At 65.1% G+C, this 21,589-nt stretch carries 23 protein-coding genes; 15 read left to right on the top strand and 8 right to left on the bottom strand.

Annotated features, from left to right (window positions below; translation table 11 throughout):
• Positions 1 to 89 precede the first annotated feature (89 nt).
• Together CDQ91_RS11425 and CDQ91_RS11420 are read right to left on the bottom strand one after the other, a co-directional pair.
• Positions 90 to 398, bottom strand: coding sequence for a TFIIB-type zinc ribbon-containing protein (locus CDQ91_RS11425; protein WP_088472855.1), 309 nt, complete (start codon positions 396 to 398; stop codon positions 90 to 92).
• A gap of 328 nt (positions 399 to 726) precedes the next feature.
• On the bottom strand, positions 727 to 1,215 hold the full coding sequence (locus CDQ91_RS11420; protein ID WP_088472854.1) for a MarR family winged helix-turn-helix transcriptional regulator: 489 nt from the start codon (positions 1,213 to 1,215) through the stop codon (positions 727 to 729).
• A 93-nt stretch (positions 1,216 to 1,308) separates the two neighbouring features.
• Here CDQ91_RS11420 and CDQ91_RS11415 point away from each other — a divergent pair, with 93 nt between their 5' ends.
• The gene (locus tag CDQ91_RS11415) at positions 1,309 to 2,487 is read left to right on the top strand and encodes a serine hydrolase domain-containing protein (protein ID WP_088472853.1); all 1,179 of its coding nucleotides are present in this window, start codon (positions 1,309 to 1,311) and stop codon (positions 2,485 to 2,487) included.
• A gap of 90 nt (positions 2,488 to 2,577) precedes the next feature.
• Here CDQ91_RS11415 and CDQ91_RS11410 read toward each other — a convergent pair whose 3' ends face one another.
• The 3 genes from CDQ91_RS11410 to CDQ91_RS11400 form a co-directional block, all read right to left on the bottom strand.
• Positions 2,578 to 3,111, bottom strand: a complete 534-nt coding sequence (locus tag CDQ91_RS11410) for an SRPBCC family protein (RefSeq protein ID WP_201791891.1) — start codon at positions 3,109 to 3,111, stop codon at positions 2,578 to 2,580.
• Between the two features lie 2 nt (positions 3,112 to 3,113).
• Positions 3,114 to 3,473 (bottom strand): ArsR/SmtB family transcription factor, encoded by a 360-nt coding sequence (locus CDQ91_RS11405; RefSeq protein WP_088472851.1) that lies wholly within the window; start codon positions 3,471 to 3,473, stop codon positions 3,114 to 3,116.
• Between the two features lie 63 nt (positions 3,474 to 3,536).
• On the bottom strand, positions 3,537 to 3,992 hold the full coding sequence (locus CDQ91_RS11400) for a hypothetical protein (protein WP_144036760.1): 456 nt from the start codon (positions 3,990 to 3,992) through the stop codon (positions 3,537 to 3,539).
• A gap of 173 nt (positions 3,993 to 4,165) precedes the next feature.
• On the opposite strand from CDQ91_RS11400, the gene CDQ91_RS11395 reads away from it, so the two are divergent.
• The 14 genes from CDQ91_RS11395 (at position 4,166) to phhA (ending at position 19,108) form a co-directional block, all read left to right on the top strand.
• Positions 4,166 to 4,894 (top strand): peptidylprolyl isomerase, encoded by a 729-nt coding sequence (locus CDQ91_RS11395; protein WP_088472953.1) that lies wholly within the window; start codon positions 4,166 to 4,168, stop codon positions 4,892 to 4,894.
• An 82-nt stretch (positions 4,895 to 4,976) separates the two neighbouring features.
• Positions 4,977 to 5,771, top strand: coding sequence for an outer membrane protein assembly factor BamD (locus tag CDQ91_RS11390; RefSeq protein ID WP_088472849.1), 795 nt, complete (start codon positions 4,977 to 4,979; stop codon positions 5,769 to 5,771).
• Between the two features lie 47 nt (positions 5,772 to 5,818).
• Entirely contained in the window at positions 5,819 to 7,489 is a 1,671-nt protein-coding gene (recN, locus tag CDQ91_RS11385) for a DNA repair protein RecN (protein ID WP_088472848.1), read from the top strand.
• Positions 7,486 to 8,175, top strand: coding sequence for a GNAT family N-acetyltransferase (locus CDQ91_RS11380; RefSeq protein WP_237245950.1), 690 nt, complete (start codon positions 7,486 to 7,488; stop codon positions 8,173 to 8,175). The genes recN and CDQ91_RS11380 overlap by 4 nt, the downstream gene beginning before the upstream one ends.
• Entirely contained in the window at positions 8,172 to 8,567 is a 396-nt protein-coding gene (locus tag CDQ91_RS11375) for a putative quinol monooxygenase (protein WP_088472846.1), read from the top strand. The genes CDQ91_RS11380 and CDQ91_RS11375 overlap by 4 nt, the downstream gene beginning before the upstream one ends.
• Complete coding sequence (gene ligA / locus CDQ91_RS11370) at positions 8,564 to 10,705, top strand: NAD-dependent DNA ligase LigA (RefSeq protein WP_088472845.1); 2,142 nt, start codon at positions 8,564 to 8,566, stop codon at positions 10,703 to 10,705. The genes CDQ91_RS11375 and ligA overlap by 4 nt, the downstream gene beginning before the upstream one ends.
• Positions 10,706 to 10,889: 184 nt before the next feature.
• A complete protein-coding gene (locus tag CDQ91_RS11365) occupies positions 10,890 to 12,059 on the top strand; it encodes a sterol desaturase family protein (RefSeq protein ID WP_088472844.1) in 1,170 nt (389 codons plus the stop codon).
• A gap of 87 nt (positions 12,060 to 12,146) precedes the next feature.
• Positions 12,147 to 12,539, top strand: coding sequence for a DUF2946 family protein (locus tag CDQ91_RS11360; RefSeq protein WP_144036759.1), 393 nt, complete (start codon positions 12,147 to 12,149; stop codon positions 12,537 to 12,539).
• A 69-nt stretch (positions 12,540 to 12,608) separates the two neighbouring features.
• Complete coding sequence (locus CDQ91_RS11355) at positions 12,609 to 14,609, top strand: TonB-dependent receptor family protein (RefSeq protein WP_088472842.1); 2,001 nt, start codon at positions 12,609 to 12,611, stop codon at positions 14,607 to 14,609.
• Positions 14,610 to 14,621: 12 nt separating this feature from the next.
• Entirely contained in the window at positions 14,622 to 15,974 is a 1,353-nt protein-coding gene (locus CDQ91_RS11350) for a PepSY-associated TM helix domain-containing protein (protein ID WP_088472841.1), read from the top strand.
• Positions 15,975 to 16,006: 32 nt separating this feature from the next.
• A complete protein-coding gene (modA, locus tag CDQ91_RS11345; RefSeq protein ID WP_088472840.1) occupies positions 16,007 to 16,762 on the top strand; it encodes a molybdate ABC transporter substrate-binding protein in 756 nt (251 codons plus the stop codon).
• 132 nt (positions 16,763 to 16,894) lie between these two features.
• Entirely contained in the window at positions 16,895 to 17,590 is a 696-nt protein-coding gene (modB, locus tag CDQ91_RS11340) for a molybdate ABC transporter permease subunit (RefSeq protein ID WP_088472839.1), read from the top strand.
• Positions 17,580 to 18,200, top strand: coding sequence for a molybdenum ABC transporter ATP-binding protein (locus tag CDQ91_RS11335; protein WP_088472838.1), 621 nt, complete (start codon positions 17,580 to 17,582; stop codon positions 18,198 to 18,200). The genes modB and CDQ91_RS11335 overlap by 11 nt, the downstream gene beginning before the upstream one ends.
• Positions 18,201 to 18,238: 38 nt before the next feature.
• Positions 18,239 to 19,108 carry a phenylalanine 4-monooxygenase gene (gene phhA / locus CDQ91_RS11330; protein ID WP_088472837.1) on the top strand — a complete coding sequence of 290 codons (870 nt, stop codon included), beginning with the start codon at positions 18,239 to 18,241 and terminating at the stop codon, positions 19,106 to 19,108.
• A gap of 29 nt (positions 19,109 to 19,137) precedes the next feature.
• On the opposite strand, the gene CDQ91_RS11325 is transcribed toward phhA, so the two are convergent.
• From CDQ91_RS11325 to bla, 3 genes are read right to left on the bottom strand one after another with little or no spacing between them, the layout of a single operon-like run.
• Positions 19,138 to 19,680 (bottom strand): hypothetical protein, encoded by a 543-nt coding sequence (locus CDQ91_RS11325; protein WP_201791890.1) that lies wholly within the window; start codon positions 19,678 to 19,680, stop codon positions 19,138 to 19,140.
• A 35-nt stretch (positions 19,681 to 19,715) separates the two neighbouring features.
• On the bottom strand, positions 19,716 to 20,687 hold the full coding sequence (locus CDQ91_RS11320) for a 50S ribosomal protein L11 methyltransferase (RefSeq protein ID WP_088472836.1): 972 nt from the start codon (positions 20,685 to 20,687) through the stop codon (positions 19,716 to 19,718).
• Positions 20,684 to 21,577 carry a subclass B3 metallo-beta-lactamase gene (bla, locus tag CDQ91_RS11315; RefSeq protein ID WP_164499248.1) on the bottom strand — a complete coding sequence of 298 codons (894 nt, stop codon included), beginning with the start codon at positions 21,575 to 21,577 and terminating at the stop codon, positions 20,684 to 20,686. The genes CDQ91_RS11320 and bla overlap by 4 nt, the downstream gene beginning before the upstream one ends.
• Positions 21,578 to 21,589 lie beyond the last annotated feature (12 nt).

Here is a 21,589-nt window from a genome sequence, read left to right as displayed (position 1 = left end):
GCGAAAGCGGCCCCTTTTTTGTGCGTTGGAGAGATGGGCGGCAAAGGTGCCGCAAGACGGGACCGGCCAAACCGGCCCCGTCCGATATGCTAGTCGAACAGCTCTTCCAGAAAGGATTTCCGGCGCTTCGGATATCCCTTGTGATGTCCATGGTGCCCGTGGCCCCAGGGTGGGGGCGGTGCGGCTTGCGGATAGGGCTGTTGCGGCGGGGGCGGCGCTGACGGCGCCTGCGCCGGTTCGGCGGCCAGGCTGCGCTCGATGATCTTGTCGAGTTCGCCGCGATCGAGCCACACTCCGCGGCATTGCGGGCAATAGTCGATCTCGACGCCCTGGCGGTCGCTCATCGATAGCGGCACTTTGCAGACGGGGCAGGGCATACCCACAGCGGGGCCCGTCATTGCGTGCCCCTCCCGCTGGTCGGCCCAAACCGATTGCCGGATTTCTGCCCGAGGGCAGAGGAGAAAAATATATGCGACATCACACAGACTCCGATTGTGATCCAACCGAGGTGTCGATGTGGCTTGGGAAGCATATAGGTCGAGCCAACATCGAGTATCCTCGATGCGGTCCGACATCACGATCGATGCGATCGTCAGAGGGGCCCGGCCCGCAATCCCGAGATAAGCTTTGCGCGCGCAAATTCAATGGGAGGATTATGTCGCGGCGTTGATTCCGTTCGATGTCGGCCATGGCGCCGCGATCGACCGCAAGGGCCCCTTGGACGCATCATATGCCGCCGATACGCGCCATGATGCGGTCGAACAGCGATTTCCTGGCAATGGCCTCATCGAGCCGGCTGAGTGCGCGGACAACCTCGCCAGCCTCTGCATCGAGCTCGCGAGCCGCGTCTTCACAGGCCTGCCAAATGGGCTCCAGACGCCGGACGAAATCCTGGCCTTTGCTGGTCAGGCGCAACGTCCGCCGCCGGGCGTCGCGACTGTCGCGGTCCGACGCGATCAGCCCGGCTTTTTCGAGCGACTGGCGTGTTTGGCTGACGGAGACATGTGTGATCCCGAGCGTCGAGGCGATGTCGGTGACTGCCATAGGGCCGTTGATGGCAATCTGGTTAAGCACGCCGAACCAACGCTGCTCAAAGCGGATACCAAGTACAGCATAGGCGCGCGTGGCATCGGCATCGATGCGAGCCGACAATCGCCTGAGTCGCGCGCCGATCGCGCCGCCCCCGGCGCGGGCAGGAAAGTCGGAATCGTTCATGCTTGCTCCAGACGGTTGACATATAGGTAGTCACCTACGTAATTAACCGCAAGCCCGCATCGTCATCGGGCTATCGCGCTGAAGGACCATAGGATGCAAGCTGACACAAGTGCCGATTGCCGGATTTCCCGCCGGAACCTTCTCGCCCGCGGCGTTGCGGTTGCAGCGCTGCCATTGGTTGCGCATCCAGCCTTCGCGCGGCCGCGCGATGAAATTGACGCATTTGTTCTGGAGGAGATGGGGAAAGCGAAAATCCCCGGGCTGGCGCTGGGGGTCGCGCGGCGCGGCGCAGTACAACTGACGCGCGGTTATGGCTTCGCGGACATTGCGGGGCGCCGGCCGGTCACCGTGGATACGATGTTCCACATCGCCTCGATCACGAAGACGGTTACCGCAGCAGTGGTTGTGGCGCTGGCCGATGCAGGCAAGTTCGATCTCGATGAGCCGGTGAACCCATATCTGGATTTCACGCTGGCCAATCCCGCCCATCCCGATACGCCGATCACCTTCCGGCATTTGCTGATGCATGTCTCCAGCATTTCGGACCAGATTTACTATCAGGTCGACTTCCGCGAGCGCGGCAAGGACTCGCTCATGCCGCTTGCCGATCTCCTCAAGGCCTATCTCGTTCCCGGTGGGCGCTACTGGTCCGAAGGCGGGAATTTCTCGACAGCCGCACCCGGCAGTATGTGGGATTACAGCAATGTCGGCTATGGCCTGCTCGGCTATCTCGTCGGACGGATCACGGGCGAGGATATGCGCGACCATGTTCGGCGATACTTTTTCGCGCCGCTCGGCATGCGTCACTCGGTCTGGAAGATCGCCGACGTGCCGGACAAGCTCCGCGCGACGCTCTATGATATGGTCGAGGACGTGCCGACGCCCGTGGAGCCGGTCGGTTTTCCTGACTGGTCGTCGGGGATGCTCCGTTCGTCCATCGTCGATCTTACGCGCTTTCTCGCCGCCGCCGCCAATGGTGGCGTTGCTGATGGAGCACGGATTTTGAGCGCTGCGGCGGCCGCGCAGATGCTGGAGATGCGAACGCCTGCGGGTCTGCCGGATTGGCTGACGGGTCAGGGGCTCGGCTGGATGGCCTCGGAACTGGGCGGGGTGCCGCGGATCAACCATTGGGGCGGCGATCCCGGCCTGTTCACCGCGGCCTATCTCGATCCTGCAACCCGCACCGGCGTGGCGATCTTTAGCAACATGTCCGCATCCGCAGAAAGCAGGACGGCGATCAAGGCCATCGCGGATCGCATGCTCAAATTATAAGCTGGTGGATCAAGTGCCGTTGCTGTCGGTTTCCAACTCCGCCTTCAAAATGCACGGATCACCACCGAGCTTCCCGGTCGCAAGACGGGATCAGCTGGACAGGCGCTCGGCATAGACGCTGCGCAACTGCGTCCAATTGTCCCAATGCGGCGTGGGCGTGGTGCCGCGCAGTCGTGCTTCGAGCACATCGACATGCGCGTGCCAGCCCGCGCTGACATTCAGCAGCACGGTGGGGTCTTCGATGCGTCGATGGACGATCGTCAGCAGTACTTCATCGCCCTGTTCCTCCAGCGTGAAGGTCACACCGCCGGTACTGCCCCAGCTGATCGACAGCAGGCGCGGGGCGTCGATCGCGGTAACCTCGCACGTCATGCGATGCTCGTCGCCAAAGCCTTCGGGGCGCATCCCCGGCGGGTCGGTGAGGTCGTCGTTGCGCCACACGAAGTCGACCGGCGCGCCGACCTCTTCCTCCATCGCGCCCGCGGCGAGCCACAGGCGGCGCAGTTCGCCGTCGGTGAGATAGGACCAGATGCGGGTGACCGGGCCGGGGAGCAGGCGCTGGATCGTCAGCGTCGCGGGCTCGGTCAACAGGCCGTAATGGTCGTCGGCAAGGGTCGTGCTCATCGTCATTCTCCTTTTTTCGGGGGAAGGGTGGCGGCATCCTCAGCACGCAGCAGCTGTTCGAGGGTGTCGAGGCGGTCGGTCCAAAAGCGGCGATACATGCCGAGCCATTGGTCGGCGCTCGCCAGCGGCACGGGCTCGAGGCTGCAATGATGCGTCCGCCCGCGCACGTCGCGGCGGATCAGTCCGGCGCTTTCCAGCACCTTGATATGTTTCGACGCCGCCGCGAGCGACATGGCGAAGGGCTCGGCCAGTTCGCCGACCGTGCGCCCGCCGGTAGCGAGTTCGGCCAGCATCGCGCGGCGCGTGGCATCGCCGAGTGCGTGGAAGATATTATCGAGTGTTTGCGAATCATGTTCAACCATGTGGTTAAATTTAAATGCGCCGCGCCTATTGTCAACCATATGGTTTAATGATCACGCGTCGCCTTACGTGCAATAAGTGTCGCGCATCGCGTCCATCAGCACGACCCGCGTCTGCGCGAGGGGCAGTGCGCGAGGCTCCTCGGCGACATCGGTTGCCTTGGCCAGATTGTTTCGTGCCTGTTTCAGCTCCTTGCACTCGCTCTTTTTCGCGCTGTGCGTGGTGTTGCCGTCCTTCAGATGGTCGAACAGGCGGCCATAGACCCGGCACACGCCGATCAGTTGCTGCCCCCAATAGGGAAATTGGAACCCTTGCCCGACAACCGTGCCCGTGACGCCTTGGCAGGCGCTGTCGAGCTGTGCGGGGTTTACCGCCCTGATCGCCAGGGCAATGCGTTCGCCATGGTCGGCCCAGTTGCGCCACCCTGTCGCCTTGTCGGCCGCGGACGCCAGCACCGGCGATCCCGCCAGCGCCAATATCGTCGCCGCCCGCACGGCCAGACCCATAACCCGAACCCGCATCGCAAACTCCCCCTCGAAAGCGCTGCCCTGCCACCGCACCGCCGGGCGGCATTGGAGATTTCCGACAGCAGAACCTTCGGCGTCGGATGCGGCGCGTCCATCAAGCAGCGGCTTGGCGGGGCGACGAACAGCGTCTAGCCTTGCCGCAGGCCATTTTTCGAACCGAGGATGCCATGATTTTCGAGACGCTGATCCTGTCGCTCGCCGCCGCAGCGGCCCAACCCGCACCGGTCCCGGCGCCGCGGACGCGCCCGATGCCGACCTTTGCGCCGCCACCACCCCCGCCACCCTTGCCGGTGCCGCCCAAGCCTGAAGCGCCCGGCGCCGCCGACACGCGCCCCTATGTCGCGCTCACCACCGATCTTGGCACCATCATCGTGCGGCTGGAGGACAAGCGCGCGCCGGTCACTGCGAAAAATTTCCTGCGCTATGTCGATGCGAAACGGATGGACGGGTTTCAATTTTATCGTTCGACGCGTAGCTGGGGGCCGGCGAGCCAGCTGATCCAGGCGGGGAATCGCGGCGATCCGCGCCTCAACTATCCCCCGATCGTGCATGAGCCGACCAACGTCACTGGCCTCACCAACTGCAAGGGCGCGCTGTCGATGGCGCGGCTGGCGCCCGGCGACGCGACGAGCGATTTCTTTTTGTTGCTCAGCGAAATCAAGGGTTTCGATGCCGATCCCAAGCTTGGCGGCGACAATGCGGGCTTTGCGGTGTTCGGTGAGATCGTCGCGGGCGAGGAGGTGGCGGAGAAAATCTATGCCGCCCCGGTGTCCGAAACGCTGGGCGAGGGCGTGATGAAGGGCCAGATGCTCGCGCCGATGGTGACGATCAAATCGGCGCGCCGCGTGCCCGCCCTGGCCGACGCGCCGACGGGCTGCGTCGTCAAGGCGCCTTGATTTTCGAGCGGACCGGCACTCGCGCTCAGAAAAGCGCGATCATTTATTTTGCGTTCATCCGCGCTGTGTCTATACCGCCCGCATGACTCAGCGCTCCTCCTCGCGTGCCATGACGCGCCTGCTCGCCGCTACCCTTGTGATCACGCCACTTTTGGCGGCCTGCGGCGGCGGTGCCGGCGTCAAGAAAGACACGCGTTATGTCGCGCGCGACGTCAACACGCTGTACCGCGCGGCGCAGGATCGGCTCGATCAGGGCAATTACCGGATCGCCGCAGCGCTGTTCGACGAGGTCGAGCGCCAGCATCCCTATTCGCCTTGGGCGCGCCGGGCACAGCTGATGAGCAGCTTTTCCTATTATATGGACCGCGAATATACCCCGGCGATCGAATCGGCGCAGCGTTTCCTTGCGATTCACCCGGGCAACAAAGATGCGGCCTATGCCTATTATCTGATCGGGCTCAGCTATTATGAGCAGATCAGCGACGTCACGCGCGACCAGAAAATCACGCAGCAGGCATCGAACGCGCTCGGCGAAGTGATCCGCCGCTATCCCGACAGCCGCTATGCCGCCGATGCGCGGCTCAAGGTCGATCTGGTCCAGGATCACCTCGCGGGCAAGGAGATGGAGATCGGGCGTTTCTATCAGCGCAGCTCCAACTGGCTCGCCGCGTCGATCCGTTTCCGCGAAGTGACGCAGAAATTCCAGACCACCAGCCACACGGCTGAGGCGCTTTATCGCCTGACCGAATGCTATCTGGCGCTGGGCATCCCCGAGGAGGCGAAGAAATCGGCCGCAGTCTTGGGCGCCAATTATCCGGGCACCAAATGGTACGACCGCGCCTATAAGCTGATGCAGAAGCACGCGCCGACAGCCTGATTCCGCCAGGAATAGATTCGCGCTTTGTTCTGCGGTAAGGACGTGCTGTGCTGACCGCTCTGTCCATTGCCAATATCGTTCTGATCGAACGACTCGACCTCGATTTCGAGGCCGGGCTGGGCGTGCTGACCGGCGAGACCGGTGCGGGCAAGTCGATCCTGCTCGATGCGCTCGGCCTCGCGCTCGGCGCGCGCGCCGACAATGCGCTGGTGCGGCAGGGGTGCGACAAGGCGCAGGTGACGGCAAGCTTCGCCACGCCTGCCGTCGGGACGCCACTGGCATTACTGCTCGCTGACAATGATGTGGCGCAGGAGGCGGGTGAGCCGCTGCTAATCCGCCGCACGCTGAAAGCCGATGGCGGCAGCCGCGCCTTCCTGAATGACCAGCCCTGTTCGGCAGCTCTGCTCCGCGAAGTCGGCAGCTATCTCGTCGAAATCCACGGCCAGCACGACGACCGCGGCCTGCTCGCGCCCGCCGGACATCGCGCGCTGCTCGACACCTATGCCCGCGCCGACACCGCCGGGGTTTCCGCCGCCCATGCCGCATGGCGCGGCGCCGAGGAACGGCTGGCGGCGGCGCGCAGCGCGCTGGCCGAGGCGGAGCGTGATCGCGAGTGGCTGGCACATTGCGTCGCCGAACTCCAGACGCTGAACCCGCAGCCGGGTGAAGAGGAAGAACTCGCCGAAGCGCGCGCGGTGATGCAAAAGGGCGAGAAGATCGCCGGCGATCTCGGCGCGATCATGGCGGCGTTCGAGGGCAGCGATAGCGGTCCGGCGCAGCTGCGCGGCGCGGCGCGGCGGCTCGATCGGCTGGCGGGCGACCATCCGCTGCTCGCCGAAGCGCTCGCGGGGCTCGACCGCGCGATCATCGAGGCCGACGAGGCCGAGGCGAAGCTGCACGAAGCCGCGCGCGCGATGGAATATGACCCCGAGCGGCTCGAGACGACCGAGACCCGATTGTTCGAACTTCGCGCGATGGCGCGCAAGCATGGGTGTCAGCCTGACGCGCTCGCCGAATTGACGGGCGAACTCGCGGCGCGGCTCGATGCGATCGAGGGGGGCAGCGCTGGGCTCGCGAAGCTTGAGGCGATGGTCGCCGAAACTGCCGCCACCTACACCCACGCCGCGACCGCATTGTCCGATCTCCGCGCCAAGGCCGCGGTCCGCCTCGACGCGGCGGTGGCGGGCGAACTGGTGCCGCTCAAGCTCGATGCCGCGCGTTTCCAGACCCTCGTCGAGCGATTGCCCGCCGAACGCTGGGGCGCCGACGGCATGGATCGCATCGAGTTCCTGATTTCGACCAACCCCGGCGCGCCCTTCGCACCGCTCGCCAAAATTGCGTCGGGCGGCGAATTGTCGCGCTTCATCTTAGCGCTGAAGGTCGCACTCGCCGAAGAGGGCGGCGCCGACACGATCATCTTCGACGAAATCGACCGCGGCGTCGGCGGCGCGGTCGCGTCAGCGATCGGTGACCGGCTCGCGCGGCTTGCGGGTGCGGGCAAGCAGTTGCTCGCGGTGACTCACAGTCCGCAGGTCGCCGCCAAGGGCGCCGCGCATTTCGTCATCGCCAAATCGAGTGAAGGCATCGTCACCCGCACCAGCGTCCATGAGCTTTCCGACGCGGGCCGCCGCGAGGAAATCGCGCGCATGCTCTCGGGCGCCGAAGTCACCGACGAAGCCCGCGCGCAGGCGGAGCGCTTGTTGGAGGTCGCGGCGTGAGCCAAACTCACCCCCTCGACCGGCCGATCTGGAACATGCTCACGGGACGGCAGGCGCATATCGTCGAGGGCGACGCCCGCGCGGTGCGGATCGACCGCGGCTATGGGCCGTTTGGCGCGGCGGCTGAGCAGAACGCGGAGGCGCAGGCGGCGCTCGCGGCGCTGATCTCCGATGATGGCGAATTGTGGATCGTCGAGGGCGAACCCTGGCCGGTTCCCGCTGGCGCAAGCGAGGTCAAGCGTGCAGTGCTGGCGCAGATGGTCGCTGAAGGGCCGCCACCCGAGCCGCGTCCGAACGATCCGGACATCGTTGCGCTGACCGACGCCGACGCCGCCGAAATGGCCGCGCTCGCCGATCACGCCAAGCCCGGCCCTTGGGGGCCGAAGACGCATCTTTACGGCCCCTTCTTTGGGGTTCGCGAGAATGGCCGCCTGCTCGCAATGGCGGGGCAGCGCATGCTGATGCCTGGGATGGCCGAGGTCAGCGGCGTGTCGACCTGGGCCGATTGCCGCGGCCGCGGGCTCGCCCGCGCGCTGATCGGCCATGTCATGCGCGCGATGGTTGCGCGCGGCGAACAGCCCTTCCTGCACAGCTATGCCGACAATGCGGGCGCGATTGCGCTTTATGAGGCGCTGGGTTTCCGCATCCGGCGCGAGGTGCATGTGCTGGTGCTGGCGAAGCGATGAACCGGCGCGAGCATCTGGCCGCGCTGCTCGTAGTGGCGGCGGCGCTGCTGCCTGCGGCCAAGGCAGGCGCACTGGAGAAGCTGATGGAAGACGCCGAACCCCAATATGGCCTGCTCGGCCAGATGATGGCGCAGCCCGGCCAGCGAGCAGCGCTCGCGGCAATCCTTTCCGAAGGCACGGATCAGATGCCCGGCAACATCGCCTATCTGATCGGCGAGGACAGCGCGAACCCCGACGCTCTGTGGATCGTCGAGCTGTGGACCGACAAGGCTGCGCACGAGGCGTCGCTCCAACTGCCCGCCGTGCAGGCGGCGATCAAAAAGGGGCGCCCGCTGATCGCCGGATTTGGTACTCGCGCCGAGTTCAAGCCGGTGGCAAAGGCCGGTGCATGACCGAGATTGAATCGCTTTCCGAAGCCGACGCCGCGAACGAACTGATGCGCTTGGCGAAACAGATCGCCCATCACAATAAGCGCTATCATGCCGAGGATGCGCCCGAGATTTCGGACGCCGACTATGACGCGCTCATCCGCCGCAACAATGAACTTGAGGCGGCATTCCCGTATCTGGTCCGCGCCGACAGCCCGAACAATATGGTCGGCGCCGCGGTCGAGGCGTCGCCGCTGTCGAAGATCACCCATGCCCAGCGGATGATGAGCCTCGACAATGCGTTCAACGGCGAGGATGTCGCGGAGTTTGTCGCGCGGGTACGGCGCTTCCTGAATCTGGCGGAAGATGCCCCGATCGCGCTGACCGCTGAGGACAAGATCGATGGGCTGTCCTGCTCGCTGCGCTATGAAAAGGGCGTGCTGGTGCAGGCGGCTACGCGCGGCGACGGTAGCGTTGGTGAGGATGTGACGCCGAATGTGCGGACGATTGGTGACATTCCGCAGCAACTGGCCGGGGATGTTCCCGAGGTCTTCGAAATCCGCGGCGAAGTCTATATGGCGAAGGACGACTTTGCTGCGCTCAACGCGCGCCTGCTTGCCGAGGCGGACGATCCCGAAAAGGCGCGCCAGTTCGCCAATCCGCGCAATGCCGCCGCCGGATCGCTGCGCCAGAAGGATGCCAGCGTCACCGCAGCGCGTCCGCTGCGCTTCCTCGCGCATGGCTGGGGCGAGGTCAGCGCCGTTCCCGCCGGGACGCAATATGAAATGATGCGGCTGATCGAAAGCTGGGGCGTTCCCGTGTCGCCGCTGCTTGGGCGTTTCGAAAATGTCGAGGCCGTGCTCGCCCATTATGCCGATATCGAACGCCAGCGCGCCGAGCTGCCCTATGATATCGACGGCGTCGTCTACAAGGTCGACAGCCTTGCATGGCAGGTGCGGCTGGGCTTTGTCGCCAAGGCGCCGCGCTGGGCGATCGCGCATAAATTCCCTGCCGAACGCGCGCAGACGACGCTGGAAGCGATCGATATCCAGGTCGGCCGCACCGGCAAGCTCACCCCCGTCGGGCGGCTGGTTCCGGTGACCGTCGGCGGGGTCGTCGTGTCGAACGTCACGCTCCACAACCGCGACGAGATCGGCCGCCTCGGCGTCCGCCCGGGCGACCGTGTTGTCGTCCAGCGTGCGGGCGACGTCATCCCGCAGGTCGTCGAAAACCTGACCCGTGACGAGGATCGCGCACCTTACATCTTCCCCGACCATTGCCCCGTCTGCGACAGCGAGGCGGTGGCAGAGGAGGGCGAAGTCGATGTCCGCTGCACCGGCGGCCTCATCTGCGGCGCGCAGAAGTTCGAGCGGCTGCGCCATTTCGTTAGCCGCGGCGCGCTCGACATCGAGGGGCTGGGCGAAAAGAGTATCGCCGAATTTATCGAGGCCGGCTGGCTGAACGGCCCCGCCGACATCTACCGCCTGAAGAACCACCGCGTCGAATTGCTCACGCGCGAGGGGTGGAAGGAAAAGTCGGTCGACAATCTCTTCGCCGCGATCGAGGCGAAAAGGTCGCCCGACGCGGCGCGGCTGCTCTTCGGGCTCGGCATCCGCCACATTGGCGCGGTGACTGCGCGTGACCTGCTCAAGGGGCTCGGCGATATCGCGCGGCTTCCGGGCAAGGCGGCCGAGATGCAGGCCTGGCTCGATGCCAATCCGCAGGGCGAGGGCGAGTCCGACGGCAAATATATGACGCGCAAGATGGAGGCGATCAAAGCGATCCTCGAAGTCCGCGCCGACGGCATCGGTCCGGCCGTCGCCGAGGCGCTCGGCGACTTCTTCCACGAACCGCACAACCGCGCGCTGTGGGATGATCTTTTCTCCGAGGTCTCGCCGCCGCCTTATGTCGTCGAAACCCGCGCCAGCGAAGTGTCGGGAATGACCGTGGTGTTTACCGGCAAGCTTGAGACGATGAGCCGCGATGAGGCGAAAGCACAGGCCGAAGCGCTTGGCGCCAAGGCGGCCGGGAGCGTCAGCGCAAAGACCGACCTGCTGGTCGCGGGCCCGGGCGCGGGATCGAAACTCAAGCAGGCGGCCGGGCTGGGTATCCGCGTGATCGACGAAGCCGAATGGGCGGAGATTGTCGCCGCGGCGGGGTGAAAACATCCTCCCCATGGCTTCGCCACAGGGAGGATCGTAAGAATGGTGCGCGACATCACATATGGCGCGAGCGGATGAGCTATGTATCTGAGTCACCCCGGACTTGGTCCGGGGGCCATGACGCCGGGGCAGCAGTGGATGCCGGATCAAGTCCGGCATGACGATCGAGAGGATGGGGGACCACATGGCCAAACGTGACTATCTGGACGCCCTCATGCGCGACCTCGAATCGCACACCGAAGTGCGGCGGTTCGGCAGCGGCTGGCTCTCGGGCTTTTTCGGCCTGCTCTTCGCGGTCGCCGGTTTCTTCATGGTCATTGCGCTGCGCTTTCCCGATTGGTTCGCGACCCCCGAACTGGCGATCGTCAAAAATTGGGGCGGATTTCGCGGCGCCGTCCACCTGATCCTGCTCGCCAGCTACGCGCTCTCGCTGCTCAGCCTGCTGCTCCGCCCGCGCAAGGCGTTGGGCGCGACCGCGCTGATGATCGGGCTCGCCGCGACTTTGATCGGCGGCGCCAATGTTCAGCCCGACGAGACGCAAAGCTGGGGCATTTTCTTCGGACTCGACTTCTTCGTCGTGAACCTGCTCGTCACCGGATTCATGTTCGCGCCGCTGGAACGCGCTTTTCCGCATCGCCGCAAACAGCGTCTGTTCCGCACCGAATGGCGCGAGGATCTTTTCTATTATCTGGTCAGCACGATGTTCGTGCAGGTGCTCGGCTTCCTCGCGCTCGCGCCGTCGACGATCATCAACGACAGCACCAGCAACTGGGATGCGTTCCGCGCCGGGGTCGCCAGCCTGCCGTGGCTCGTCCAGTTTGCGATCGTCCTCGTCGCGTCGGACATGGCGCAATATTGGTTTCACCGCACCTTTCACCGCTACCCCTTTCTCTGGGGTTTCCACGCGGTGCACCACAGCGCCAAGTCGATGGACTGGCTCGCAGGGTCGCGGATGCATTTCGTCGAGATCATCCTGCTGCGCTCGATCACCTCGCTGCCGCTCTTCACCCTCGGTTTCGCGCCGTCGGTGATGCAGGCCTATATCGGCTTCGTCTATGTCTGGTCGTCGCTGCTCCACGCCAATGTCGGCGGCAATTTCAACTGGCTCGGCCACTGGATCGCGACCCCGCGTTTCCACCATTGGCACCATGGGCTGGAGCGCGAGGCGTTCGACGTCAATTTCGCAATCCACTTCCCGTGGATCGACAAGCTGTTCGGCACCTTCCATCTGCCCAAGGACCGCTGGCCCGAAAATTACGGCATCCCCGAAGATGTGCCGCGCAACTATTGGGGGCAATTCCTCTATCCCTGGACCCGCACCGGCAAGAAGATCGACGAAACCCCCGCCGAATAGCCCACCTCGTCATTGCTTCGCTCCGCTCGCAATGACGAGGTGCCATGCGGCTTGCCTGTTTCGCATCACAGGCATAAGGCGCAGCGCGTGAGCCTGCTCGCCGCCTTTCGCCGTCCCGGCATCCTGCTTTTGCTGCCGCTGCTACTCGCGCTCGCCGCGCGTGTGCTCGTCGCGCCGGGCTGGATGATCGAGAGCGATGCGATGGGCACGATTACCGTCCGCGTCTGTTCGGACCCCGCCAACCCCGGCGGGACGATCACCATTCCGATCGAAAAGGTCGGCGACCATGACGCCGCCGCGAGCGACCAGCATTGCCCATGGGGCGCGCTCGCCGCCGCGCCGATCGTTCCCGCAACCCCCGTCCTTCCCGCCGCACCGCTGCGGGCCGAACCAACCCCCGCGCCGGTCAGGGCGCTCGGCTATGCGCCGGGCATCGCGTCGCCGCTGCCGCCGAGTACCGGACCACCCGCCTTCGCCTGATCCAGCCTGACTGGCCGCCCGCGCACCCGCGCGGCGCGGTCCAAACCTGAATCTTCCGAAGGATTATCTATGACACTCCACGCCTGTCGCGCGGCGCCCTTGCTGGCGCTCGCCTTTTCGTTCGTCCCCGCTTCGTCCCACGCCGAGGAAGCCGACTCGACGATCATCGTCACCGCGCCCGAAATCACCGACGCCGCCGAAATGCGCGTCGCCAGAACGCCCGGCGGCGCCGATGTCGTCAGCCATCAGGACTATGCCGACAAGTCGATCGTCAGCCTGCGCGACACGCTGGCCTTCTCCCCCGGCGTCTATCTCCAGCCACGCTACGGGCAGGAGGTCCGCATTTCGATCCGCGGTTCGGGCCTCTCGCGCGGCTTCCACATGCGCGGGCTGACGCTGCTCCAGGACGGGGTGCCGATCAACCTCGCCGACGATAATGGCGATTTCCAGGAGCTTGAACCGATCTTCTTCGATCATCTGGAAGTCTATCGCGGCGCCAATGCACTGCGCTTCGGGTCGGGAACGCTCGGCGGCGCGGTTAATGGGGTGACCCCGACGGGACGCACGGCGGAGGGGATTTACCTGCGCGGCGACGTCGGCAGCTTTGGCAGCATCCGCGGTCTGGTGTCGGCAGGCGTTGCGGGGGAGCGTGTCGATGCGTGGGGCGCGGTCAGCGCCGACACATCGGACGGTGACCGCGATCACGCCAAACGGCGCAGCTTTCGCTTCCACGGCAATGTCGGGATGCGCTTGAGCGATATCGTGTCGAACCGGCTCTATGCCAGTTTCAACAACATTAATCAGCAAATCCCCGGTGCGCTGACCCGGACAGAGGCGCTGACGACGCCGCGCACGGCCAATGCGGGCAGCGTTGCGAACGATCATGCGCGCGACGTCGATTCGCTGCGCATCCAGAACCGCACCAGCTTCGACTGGGGCGCGGTGAAGCTCGACGTCGGCGGCTTCGTCAACGCCAAGTCGCTCTATCATCCAATCTTCGAGGTGATCGATCAGGACAGCTTCGATCGCGGCGGCTATTTCCGTCTCGACTATGCCGGCGGCCGGATCGAGGCGACGCTGGGTGGCGAGCTGCGCATTGGCGATATTCGGTCGAAGCGCTTCGTCAACCTCGCGGGCAAGCGCGGCGCGCTGCGCTTCAACGCCGATCAGGATGCCCGCACCGCAACGCTCTATGGCGAAATCCGCGTCCGTCCGGTCGAGCGGCTGACTCTGGTGGCGGGCGGCATCTACGCCGATGGCACGCGCAAGCAGGTCATCAACGTCAACGCCGCCGCTCCCGCGCAGGCGGGCACCGTCGGCCGTGCCGACTTCAACGCCTTCTCGCCCAAGGTCGGATTGCTGTTCGAGCCCGCACCCGATGTCCAAATCTATGCCAATTACAGCCGCTCGGTCGAATTTCCCGGCTTCAACGAGCTGGCGCAGATTGCGAGTTTCGTCGCGCTCGACCCACAGCGCGCGTGGACAGCCGAGATCGGAACCCGCGGCACGAAGGGCCCGGTCAACTGGGATCTCACCCTCTACCGCTCCGACATCAAGGGCGAGATGCTGCAATATGTCGTCGGCGCCGACATTCCGGCATCGACCTTCAATGCCAACCGCACGCGGCACGAAGGCATCGAGGCGGCGCTGGAAATCGCCGCGACCGACTGGCTGCGGCTGCGGCAGGTTTACACCTACAGCAACTTCCGCTTCCGCAGCGACGCCGCTTATGGCGACAATCGCCTGCCGGTCGTGCCGAAGCATGTGTACCGTGCCGAACTCCGTATCGGCACCGACACGCTGCACATCGCACCGAACCTTGAATGGGTCCCCGACGGTCCCTTCGCGGATTACCGCAATCTGGTGCGCACCCCCGGCTATGCGCTGATCGGCGTGACGGGCGGCGCGCGGATCGCCGAAGGTTTCGACGCCTTCGTCGACGTCCGTAACATCACCGGCAAAAAGGCGATCGGCGACATCAGCGCCGCGATTGCGGTGACCGACACCTCGGCGATCTACTACCCCGTTGAACGCCGCGCCGTGTCGGCCGGCATTCGCGCGCGCTTCTAAGGGGATTCGGGGATGACCGACACCAACCGGATTCCGCTCTATCGCACGATCTGGCGCTGGCATTTCTATGCCGGACTGTTCGTCATCCCCTTTATCCTGATGCTGTCGGTGACGGGGGCGGCCTATCTGTTCAAGCCGCAGCTCGACCGATGGCAGGAAAGCGCGTGGCGCGACCTGCCGACCGCCGAGCGTATCGACGCTGATGCGCAGGTGAAGGCGGTGCTGACCGCCTTTGCCGGCGCGAGTTTTCACTATTACCGGGTGCCGCAGGCTCCCGGCGACGCCGCGATCGTTCATGTAGGTCTGCCCGCAGGCGGAATGCGCGACGTTGCGGTGTCGCCGCAGGGGCAGGTGATCGGGTCCGCTGATCCCGACGACCGCATTTCGGCGTGGCTGGCGAAGATCCATGGCAGCCTGCTCATCGGCAAGCCCGGCGGGATGGTCGTCGAACTGGCGGCAAGCTGGGCGATCGTGATGATCCTGACCGGGCTGTATCTCTGGTGGCCGCGCGGGCGCGGGCTGGCCGGGGTGGTATGGCCGCGGCTGTCGCGCGGTGGGCGCACCGCGCTGCGAGACCTGCATGCGGTGACCGGCTTTTGGGTGTCGGGCCTCGCGCTCATATTGCTGCTGACGGCGTTGCCATGGACCGACGTCTGGGCGAGTGGCTTTCGCGCGGTGCGTGCGGAAATGGGCTGGGTCGCGGGAACACAGGATTGGAAGGGCGGAGCGAGCGACCATCATGCCGCGCAGGATCACGGGGCGATGGCCAAGCCGACGTCCGACCCCGGCGCCGCGTTCGAACCGCGCGTTGCACTCGACCGGATCGTGCTGCGCGCGCAAAATGAAGATCTTCCCGCGCCGGTCATAATTCAGCCGCCGGGTGCGCCGAACCTGTTCGGACCGCCCAACGGAAATCATTGGACGCTGACCACCCAGACGCAGAATCGGCCGTTGGTCCGCAAGGTCAGCTATGACGTCGTGACCGGGATCGAAGTGTCGCGAAGCGGCTTTGCCGACAAGCATGTCATCGACCGCATCGTTGGTATCGGCATCGCATGGCACGAGGGCGCGTTGTTCGGGATCGTCAGCCAGTTGATCGGCGCGTTCACAGCGCTGATGCTTGTGACGCTTGCGGTATCGGGTTTCCTGATGTGGCGCCGCCGCAAGCCCGAGGATGCGCTCGGCGCCCCGCCCGGCGTGCGCGACCCGGCGAAGACGAAGGGCGTCGCTGCGATCGTCCTGCTCCTCGCGGCGGTGCTGCCGTCGCTCGCGGCGTCGCTGATTTTGCTCTGGATCGTCGATCGGTTGATCCTGCCGCGCCTCCCGCGCATGGCGCGCTGGCTGGGGGTGGCGGTGAAGGCCTAGGCGGGGGGTAGTGTCCATTCTATAGGTCGGCGATGGCCCGCTTCTTTTTCACCCTGTTTGTTTTCCTCCTCGCCCCCGCCGCGACGGCGGCCGAGCGCGGGCCGCTGGTGATGGCGGCGGCGAGCTTGCAGGAATCACTGACCGAGGCTGCCGATGTCTGGGCGGCCAAGGGGCATGCCAGGCCCATCATTTCCTTTGCAGCCTCGTCGGCGCTCGCGCGGCAATTGCTCGCCGGGGCGCCTGCTGATCTGTTTCTGTCGGCCGACGAGCCATGGATGGATGCGGTCGCCAAGGCGGGGCTACTGCGTGCGAACAGCCGCACGACCCTGCTCGGCAACCGGCTGGTGCTGATCGCGCCGGTCGGCAGTACGATGAAGCTGACCCCCGCGCGCGGCTTTCCGCTGGCGCGGGCACTCGGTAGCGGACGGCTCGCACTGGCCGATCCCGATGCGGTGCCTGCGGGCAAATATGCCAAGGCCGCGCTGACAGCGCTCGGCGTGTGGACCAGCGTCGCTTCGAAGGTCGCTCCCGCCGAAAATGTCCGCGCCGCGATGGCGCTTGTCGAACGCGGCGCGGCGCCGCTCGGCATTGTCTATGCGACCGACGCGCGGGCGTCGCGCAGTGTGCGCGTCGTCGGCACCTTTCCCGCGTCGAGTCACCCACCGATCCGTTACCCCGTCGCGCTGCTCAAGGCATCGCGGCACAAGGACGCCGCGGGTTTTCGTGCCTTCCTGCTGTCGAAGCAAGGCCGCGCAATCTTCGCGCGGCACGGCTTTTCGGCCCCTTAGAACATGGGAAATTTCGTCATTGCGAGTGGAGCGAAGCAATCCAGGGGCGGCCTTGCACCGCTCTGGATTGCCGCGTCGCCTTCGGGTCCTCGCAATGACGAACTCATCATATCAGCAATGATCGTGCGTTAGATGCTCTCATCCGAAGAATGGGGCATCGTCGCGCTGTCGCTGAAGGTCGGCGGCGTCGCGGTGCTCGCTACCTTGCCGATCGCCTTTGCGCTCGCGTGGCTGCTCGCGCGCAAACGCTTTCCCGGCCGCATGCTGCTCGACGGTCTCGTCCATTTGCCGCTGGTCGTGCCACCGGTGGTAACCGGCTGGCTTCTGCTTGTCGCCTTTGGCCCCTTCGGACCCGTCGGACGCTGGCTCGAAAGCTGGTTCGGGGTCAGCCTGATGTTCCGCTGGACCGGCGCTGCACTCGCCGCCGCGATCATGGCACTGCCGCTGATGGTCCGCGCGATGCGGCTGTCGATCGAGGCGATCGACCGGCGGCTTGAGGGCGCGGCGCGGACGCTCGGTGCGAGCGCGTGGCACAGCTTCTGGACGATCAGCCTGCCGCTCGCGCTCCCCGGCGTCCTCGCCGCGCTCGTCCTCGGTTTCGCGCGTTCGATCGGCGAGTTTGGCGCGACGATCACCTTCGTCTCGAACATTCCGGGCGAAACACGCACACTGCCGCTCGCCATCTATTCGGCGCTGCAGGTTCCCGGCGGTGAGGCGATGGTGACACGGCTCGCTCTGCTGTCGGTTGCGCTGTCGCTTGCAGCCCTCGTCGCGTCCGAATGGCTGGTGCGGCGCGGCCATCGGGGACAGGATCGCCATGTCCTTTGACATCGACGTTGAACGCCGGCTGGGCGACCGAAGCATCGGCGTGCGCTTTACCGCGGGGGCGGGGCTGACCGCCCTGTTCGGCCCGTCGGGCGCGGGCAAGACCAGCATCCTCAACATGGTCGCCGGGCTGCTCAAGCCAGATCGCGGTCATATCCGTATCGGCGATCGCACCTTGTTTGGCGACGGCATCGATCTGCCGCCCGAGGCACGGCGGATCGGTTATGTCTTTCAGGACGGGCGGCTGTTCCCGCACCGCCGGGTGCGCGCGAACCTGCTCTATGGCCATCATCTTGCCGACCCCGCCGATCGCTGGATGGCGCTTGACGAGGCGGTCGATTTCCTTGGCATCGGCCATCTGCTCGACCGCTGGCCGCATGGCCTGTCCGGGGGCGAGGCGCAGCGCGTCGCGATCGGCCGCGCCTTGCTGCGCGCGCCGCAATGCCTGTTGATGGACGAGCCTTTGTCGTCGCTCGATGCCGCGCGGCGCGAGGATATTATGACGGTGATCGAGCGCATTCGCGACACGCTGAAACTGCCGATCCTTTACGTCAGCCACGACCGCGCCGAGGTTGACCGGCTGGCGACACAGCTTATTGCGCTCGATGGATAACGTTTCACTTGTAACTATTTTATGCTAGGTGCGCGTGCATGAAAAAGCCCGACACCCACGTCCATCAAACCCCGCCGCCGGGCGCCGCACCCGACTGGACGATAGCGCAGAATTGGGACGCCTTCTCGGCGGACGAGCATGCGATGTGGGACCGTTTGTTCACGCGCCAGTCGGACATGCTGCCGGGCCGTGCGTCCGAAGCATTTTTACGCGGCATCGACGTGCTGCGGCTCGAAAAGCCGGGGATTCCCGATTATCGCGATCTTAACGCGCGGCTTATGGCGGCGACGGGGTGGCAGGTTGTTGCGGTGCCCGGGCTGGTCCCCGACGCGGTATTTTTCGATCATCTGGCGAACCGGCGTTTCCCCGCAGGCAATTTCATCCGCACGCCTGACCAGCTCGACTATCTTGAGGAACCCGACGTCTTTCACGACGTCTTCGGCCATGTCCCGATGCTCGCGGACCCGGTGTTCGCCGACTATATGGTCGCCTATGGCGAGGGCGGCCTGCGCAGCCTGAAATATGACGCGCTCAAACAGCTCGCCCGGCTTTACTGGTACACTGTCGAATTCGGCCTGATCCGCGAAGACGGGGCCTTGCGCATCTATGGCGCGGGGATCGTTTCCTCTTTTGCCGAGAGTATGTTCGCGCTCGATAGCGACAGTCCGAACCGCATCGGCTTCGACCTCGCGCGCGTGATGCGCACCGATTACCGGATCGACGATTTTCAGCAGAATTATTTCGTCATCGACAGCCTCGATCAGCTGCTGGGCACGACGGTGAATACCGATTTCGCGCCGCTCTACACCGCCAACGCCGCGCTGCCGCCGATCGCGATTGCCGATATCCTGCCCGACGATGCAGTGATCACGCGCGGCACGCAGGATTATGCGACGGCCAAAGCCTGATTTGACCCCAAACTTGGATGCCGGTGCGGCTATAGGTGCGCGGCAGCAGTTGACGCGTGGGAACGGTCACAGTCCGGTTCAGGGTGACCAATAAAATCGCAGTGAATCTGGAAACTTTCCGTATGATTCGGATGAATAAGAAAGCCGGAGGCGATCAAGGCGGCGCGGACGGAATCGACGATTTTGGCATGCTTGTTGTACAGGATTCCCTGGACCCGGATGGGTGTGAAAACGCCCAAGGGTAAAAACCGCAACCTCTTTCCATTTTCCTCGATTGAAACATCGATATGCGTGCCGTCGATGTCGTGCCCATTCGCGCCGAATATTGGGCCGATCTCGTTGCGGCGGTGCGGAAACAAAATTTTAAATGCCAGGATTCCGCCGCTTCTGAACAAAATACGCAGCCGTCCCAGTCGCGATCTTTTCGGCTCATAGCCGCGTGTCAGAATCAGCTGGACTCCGTCGGGCAACATCGCGGCTGCACATTGCAGAGCATGATAGGCACGATCATCGACCGTAACGCATGTCGATGGCCAGCGGGGAGCCATTCTGACCGGTGACAGAGTTTCCATGGCCTTGTCCTTCGAGCGGCGTTGGGCCGCGCCTCTCACCAGCTCCCGAAACTCGCATCCGACGGGCTCGCGCGGTGATAGGCGCGTTCTTTCCGCCGCCAGCCGTAACGGTGGCGCTTGATCAGCAACAGGCATGGCCACTCTGCGCTTCCGCTGCGCGCGGCGAGCCGGAAGCCCTGCGCGCGATAGGCGGCGAGCACCGGCTCCATCTGTCGTGCGATCAGCCCGGCGAGGATCGCATGGCCACCCGGCGCAGTGACCGCAGCGATGTCTGGCGCCAGCGTGATCAGCGGCCCGGCAAGGATGTTGGCGATCACAAGGTCATAAGGAGCGCGATGCTTGATCGACGGATGGTTGGTCCCCGGTGCGACCGCGAGCGCCAGCCCGCCGCCGCCGCGCCCCAGCGGAACGCCATTGATCCCCGCATTGTCGCGCGTCACGAAAATACTCGCGGGGTCGATGTCCGACGCGATCGTCTTCGCGCGCGGCCACAGCGCCATCGCAGCAAAGGCGAGCAGCCCGGTGCCGGTGCCGATGTCGGCGATGTTGCGCGGGTTTGCGCCGGCGTGCTTCAGCTGGTCGAGCATCGCGAGGCAGCCCGCGGTCGTGTCATGTCCGCCGGTTCCGAACGCCTGACTCGCGTCGATCAGGAAGGAGGTGCTGCCCGCGGGAACGCGGTCGGCATAGCTGCTCGTGTGGACGAAGAAACGCCCCGCTTGCACGGGCTCGAGTCCCTGCTGGCTCAGCGTCACCCAATCCTCTTCGGGCAGCTCTTCGACCTTGGGCTTTTTGCCCTTCGCGCTTGCAACCAGCGATACCAGTGTTTCGAGCAGTTCGGCGCCGGGCTTGTCGTCGACATAGGCATCGACCTGCCACTCGTCGCGATCCTCGTTAAGTTCGTGGGTCACCACGACCGGCGCCTGCACCAGCGCATCGAGCGCCGACATATCGTCGTTCAGCGCCTCGGCTTCGGCACGGGTGCAGGGGAGGGAGACGATCCAGCTCATGGTTTTGTTTCAGCTTCTTTGGCGAGGCGCGTGCTCAGACGTTCGCGCGCGCCTTGGGCATAGGTGCGGCATGCGGTCGGTTCGGCGAGCGGCGCATCGCCCGCCAGCCGCGCGAATAAATTGCTCGCGCTCGGGTGCGGTGTGATCAAAATGTCGCAGGGCAGCGCGGGAACCTTGTCCAGCGTCGCGCGCAGCACCGCAACATATTCGGGATGGTCGGTGAAGCGGTAACCGTCAGCGGAAAAGGCGCTCAGGCTGTCGACATAGGCGATGGTGCGGCAGTCGGCGCCTTCGCAGCTTTTCCATGTCCAGCTGGTGCCTCCGGGCGTGTGGCCGGGGGTCGCGTGGAGCGTCAGCTTGATATCGGCGATGGGCAGGGCTTCGCCGTCGCGCAGCTCATCCGAAACCGTCACCCCCTTGAAGGATGATATGCTGCCGCGCTGCGGGTCGGTCGCGTCGGGTTCGCCGCTGGTCAGTGCGGCAACGGCCTCGGCGCGCGCGATGACCTTGGCGCCGGTCGCATCCTGCAGCGCCTTTAGCCCGCCGACATGGTCGAGATGCTCGTGGCTCGCGAGCAGATACCGGACCTTCTTCGGATCGAAGCCCAGCGCGCGAATATTGGCAAGAATTGCGGGTGCGGCTTCCTCGGTCGCCGCATCGATCAGGACCAGTCCGCCGGGCGCATCGATCAATATGGCGGAGATGCCGCAGGTGCCGACATAATAGCTATTGCCGAAAATCTTCGCGGGCGGCGCGGCATCGCTCCAGCCGTCGCGCCCCTCGCAGGCGGCGGCGAGCGCCTTTCCTGTCGGCGCGGGTGATGCGATGGATTGCTGCGGCGCGCAGCCGACAAGCGCGAGCGCGGCGAAGATGGCGATTCTGGTGGACATCCCTCCGCCTTA

The organism is Sphingopyxis witflariensis (assembly GCF_002205635.1).
Classification (GTDB): Bacteria; Pseudomonadota; Alphaproteobacteria; order Sphingomonadales; family Sphingomonadaceae; genus Sphingopyxis; species Sphingopyxis witflariensis.
The sequence above is the reverse complement of the archived record's forward strand: the minus strand, read 5'-3'. Positions and strand labels throughout refer to the sequence as shown.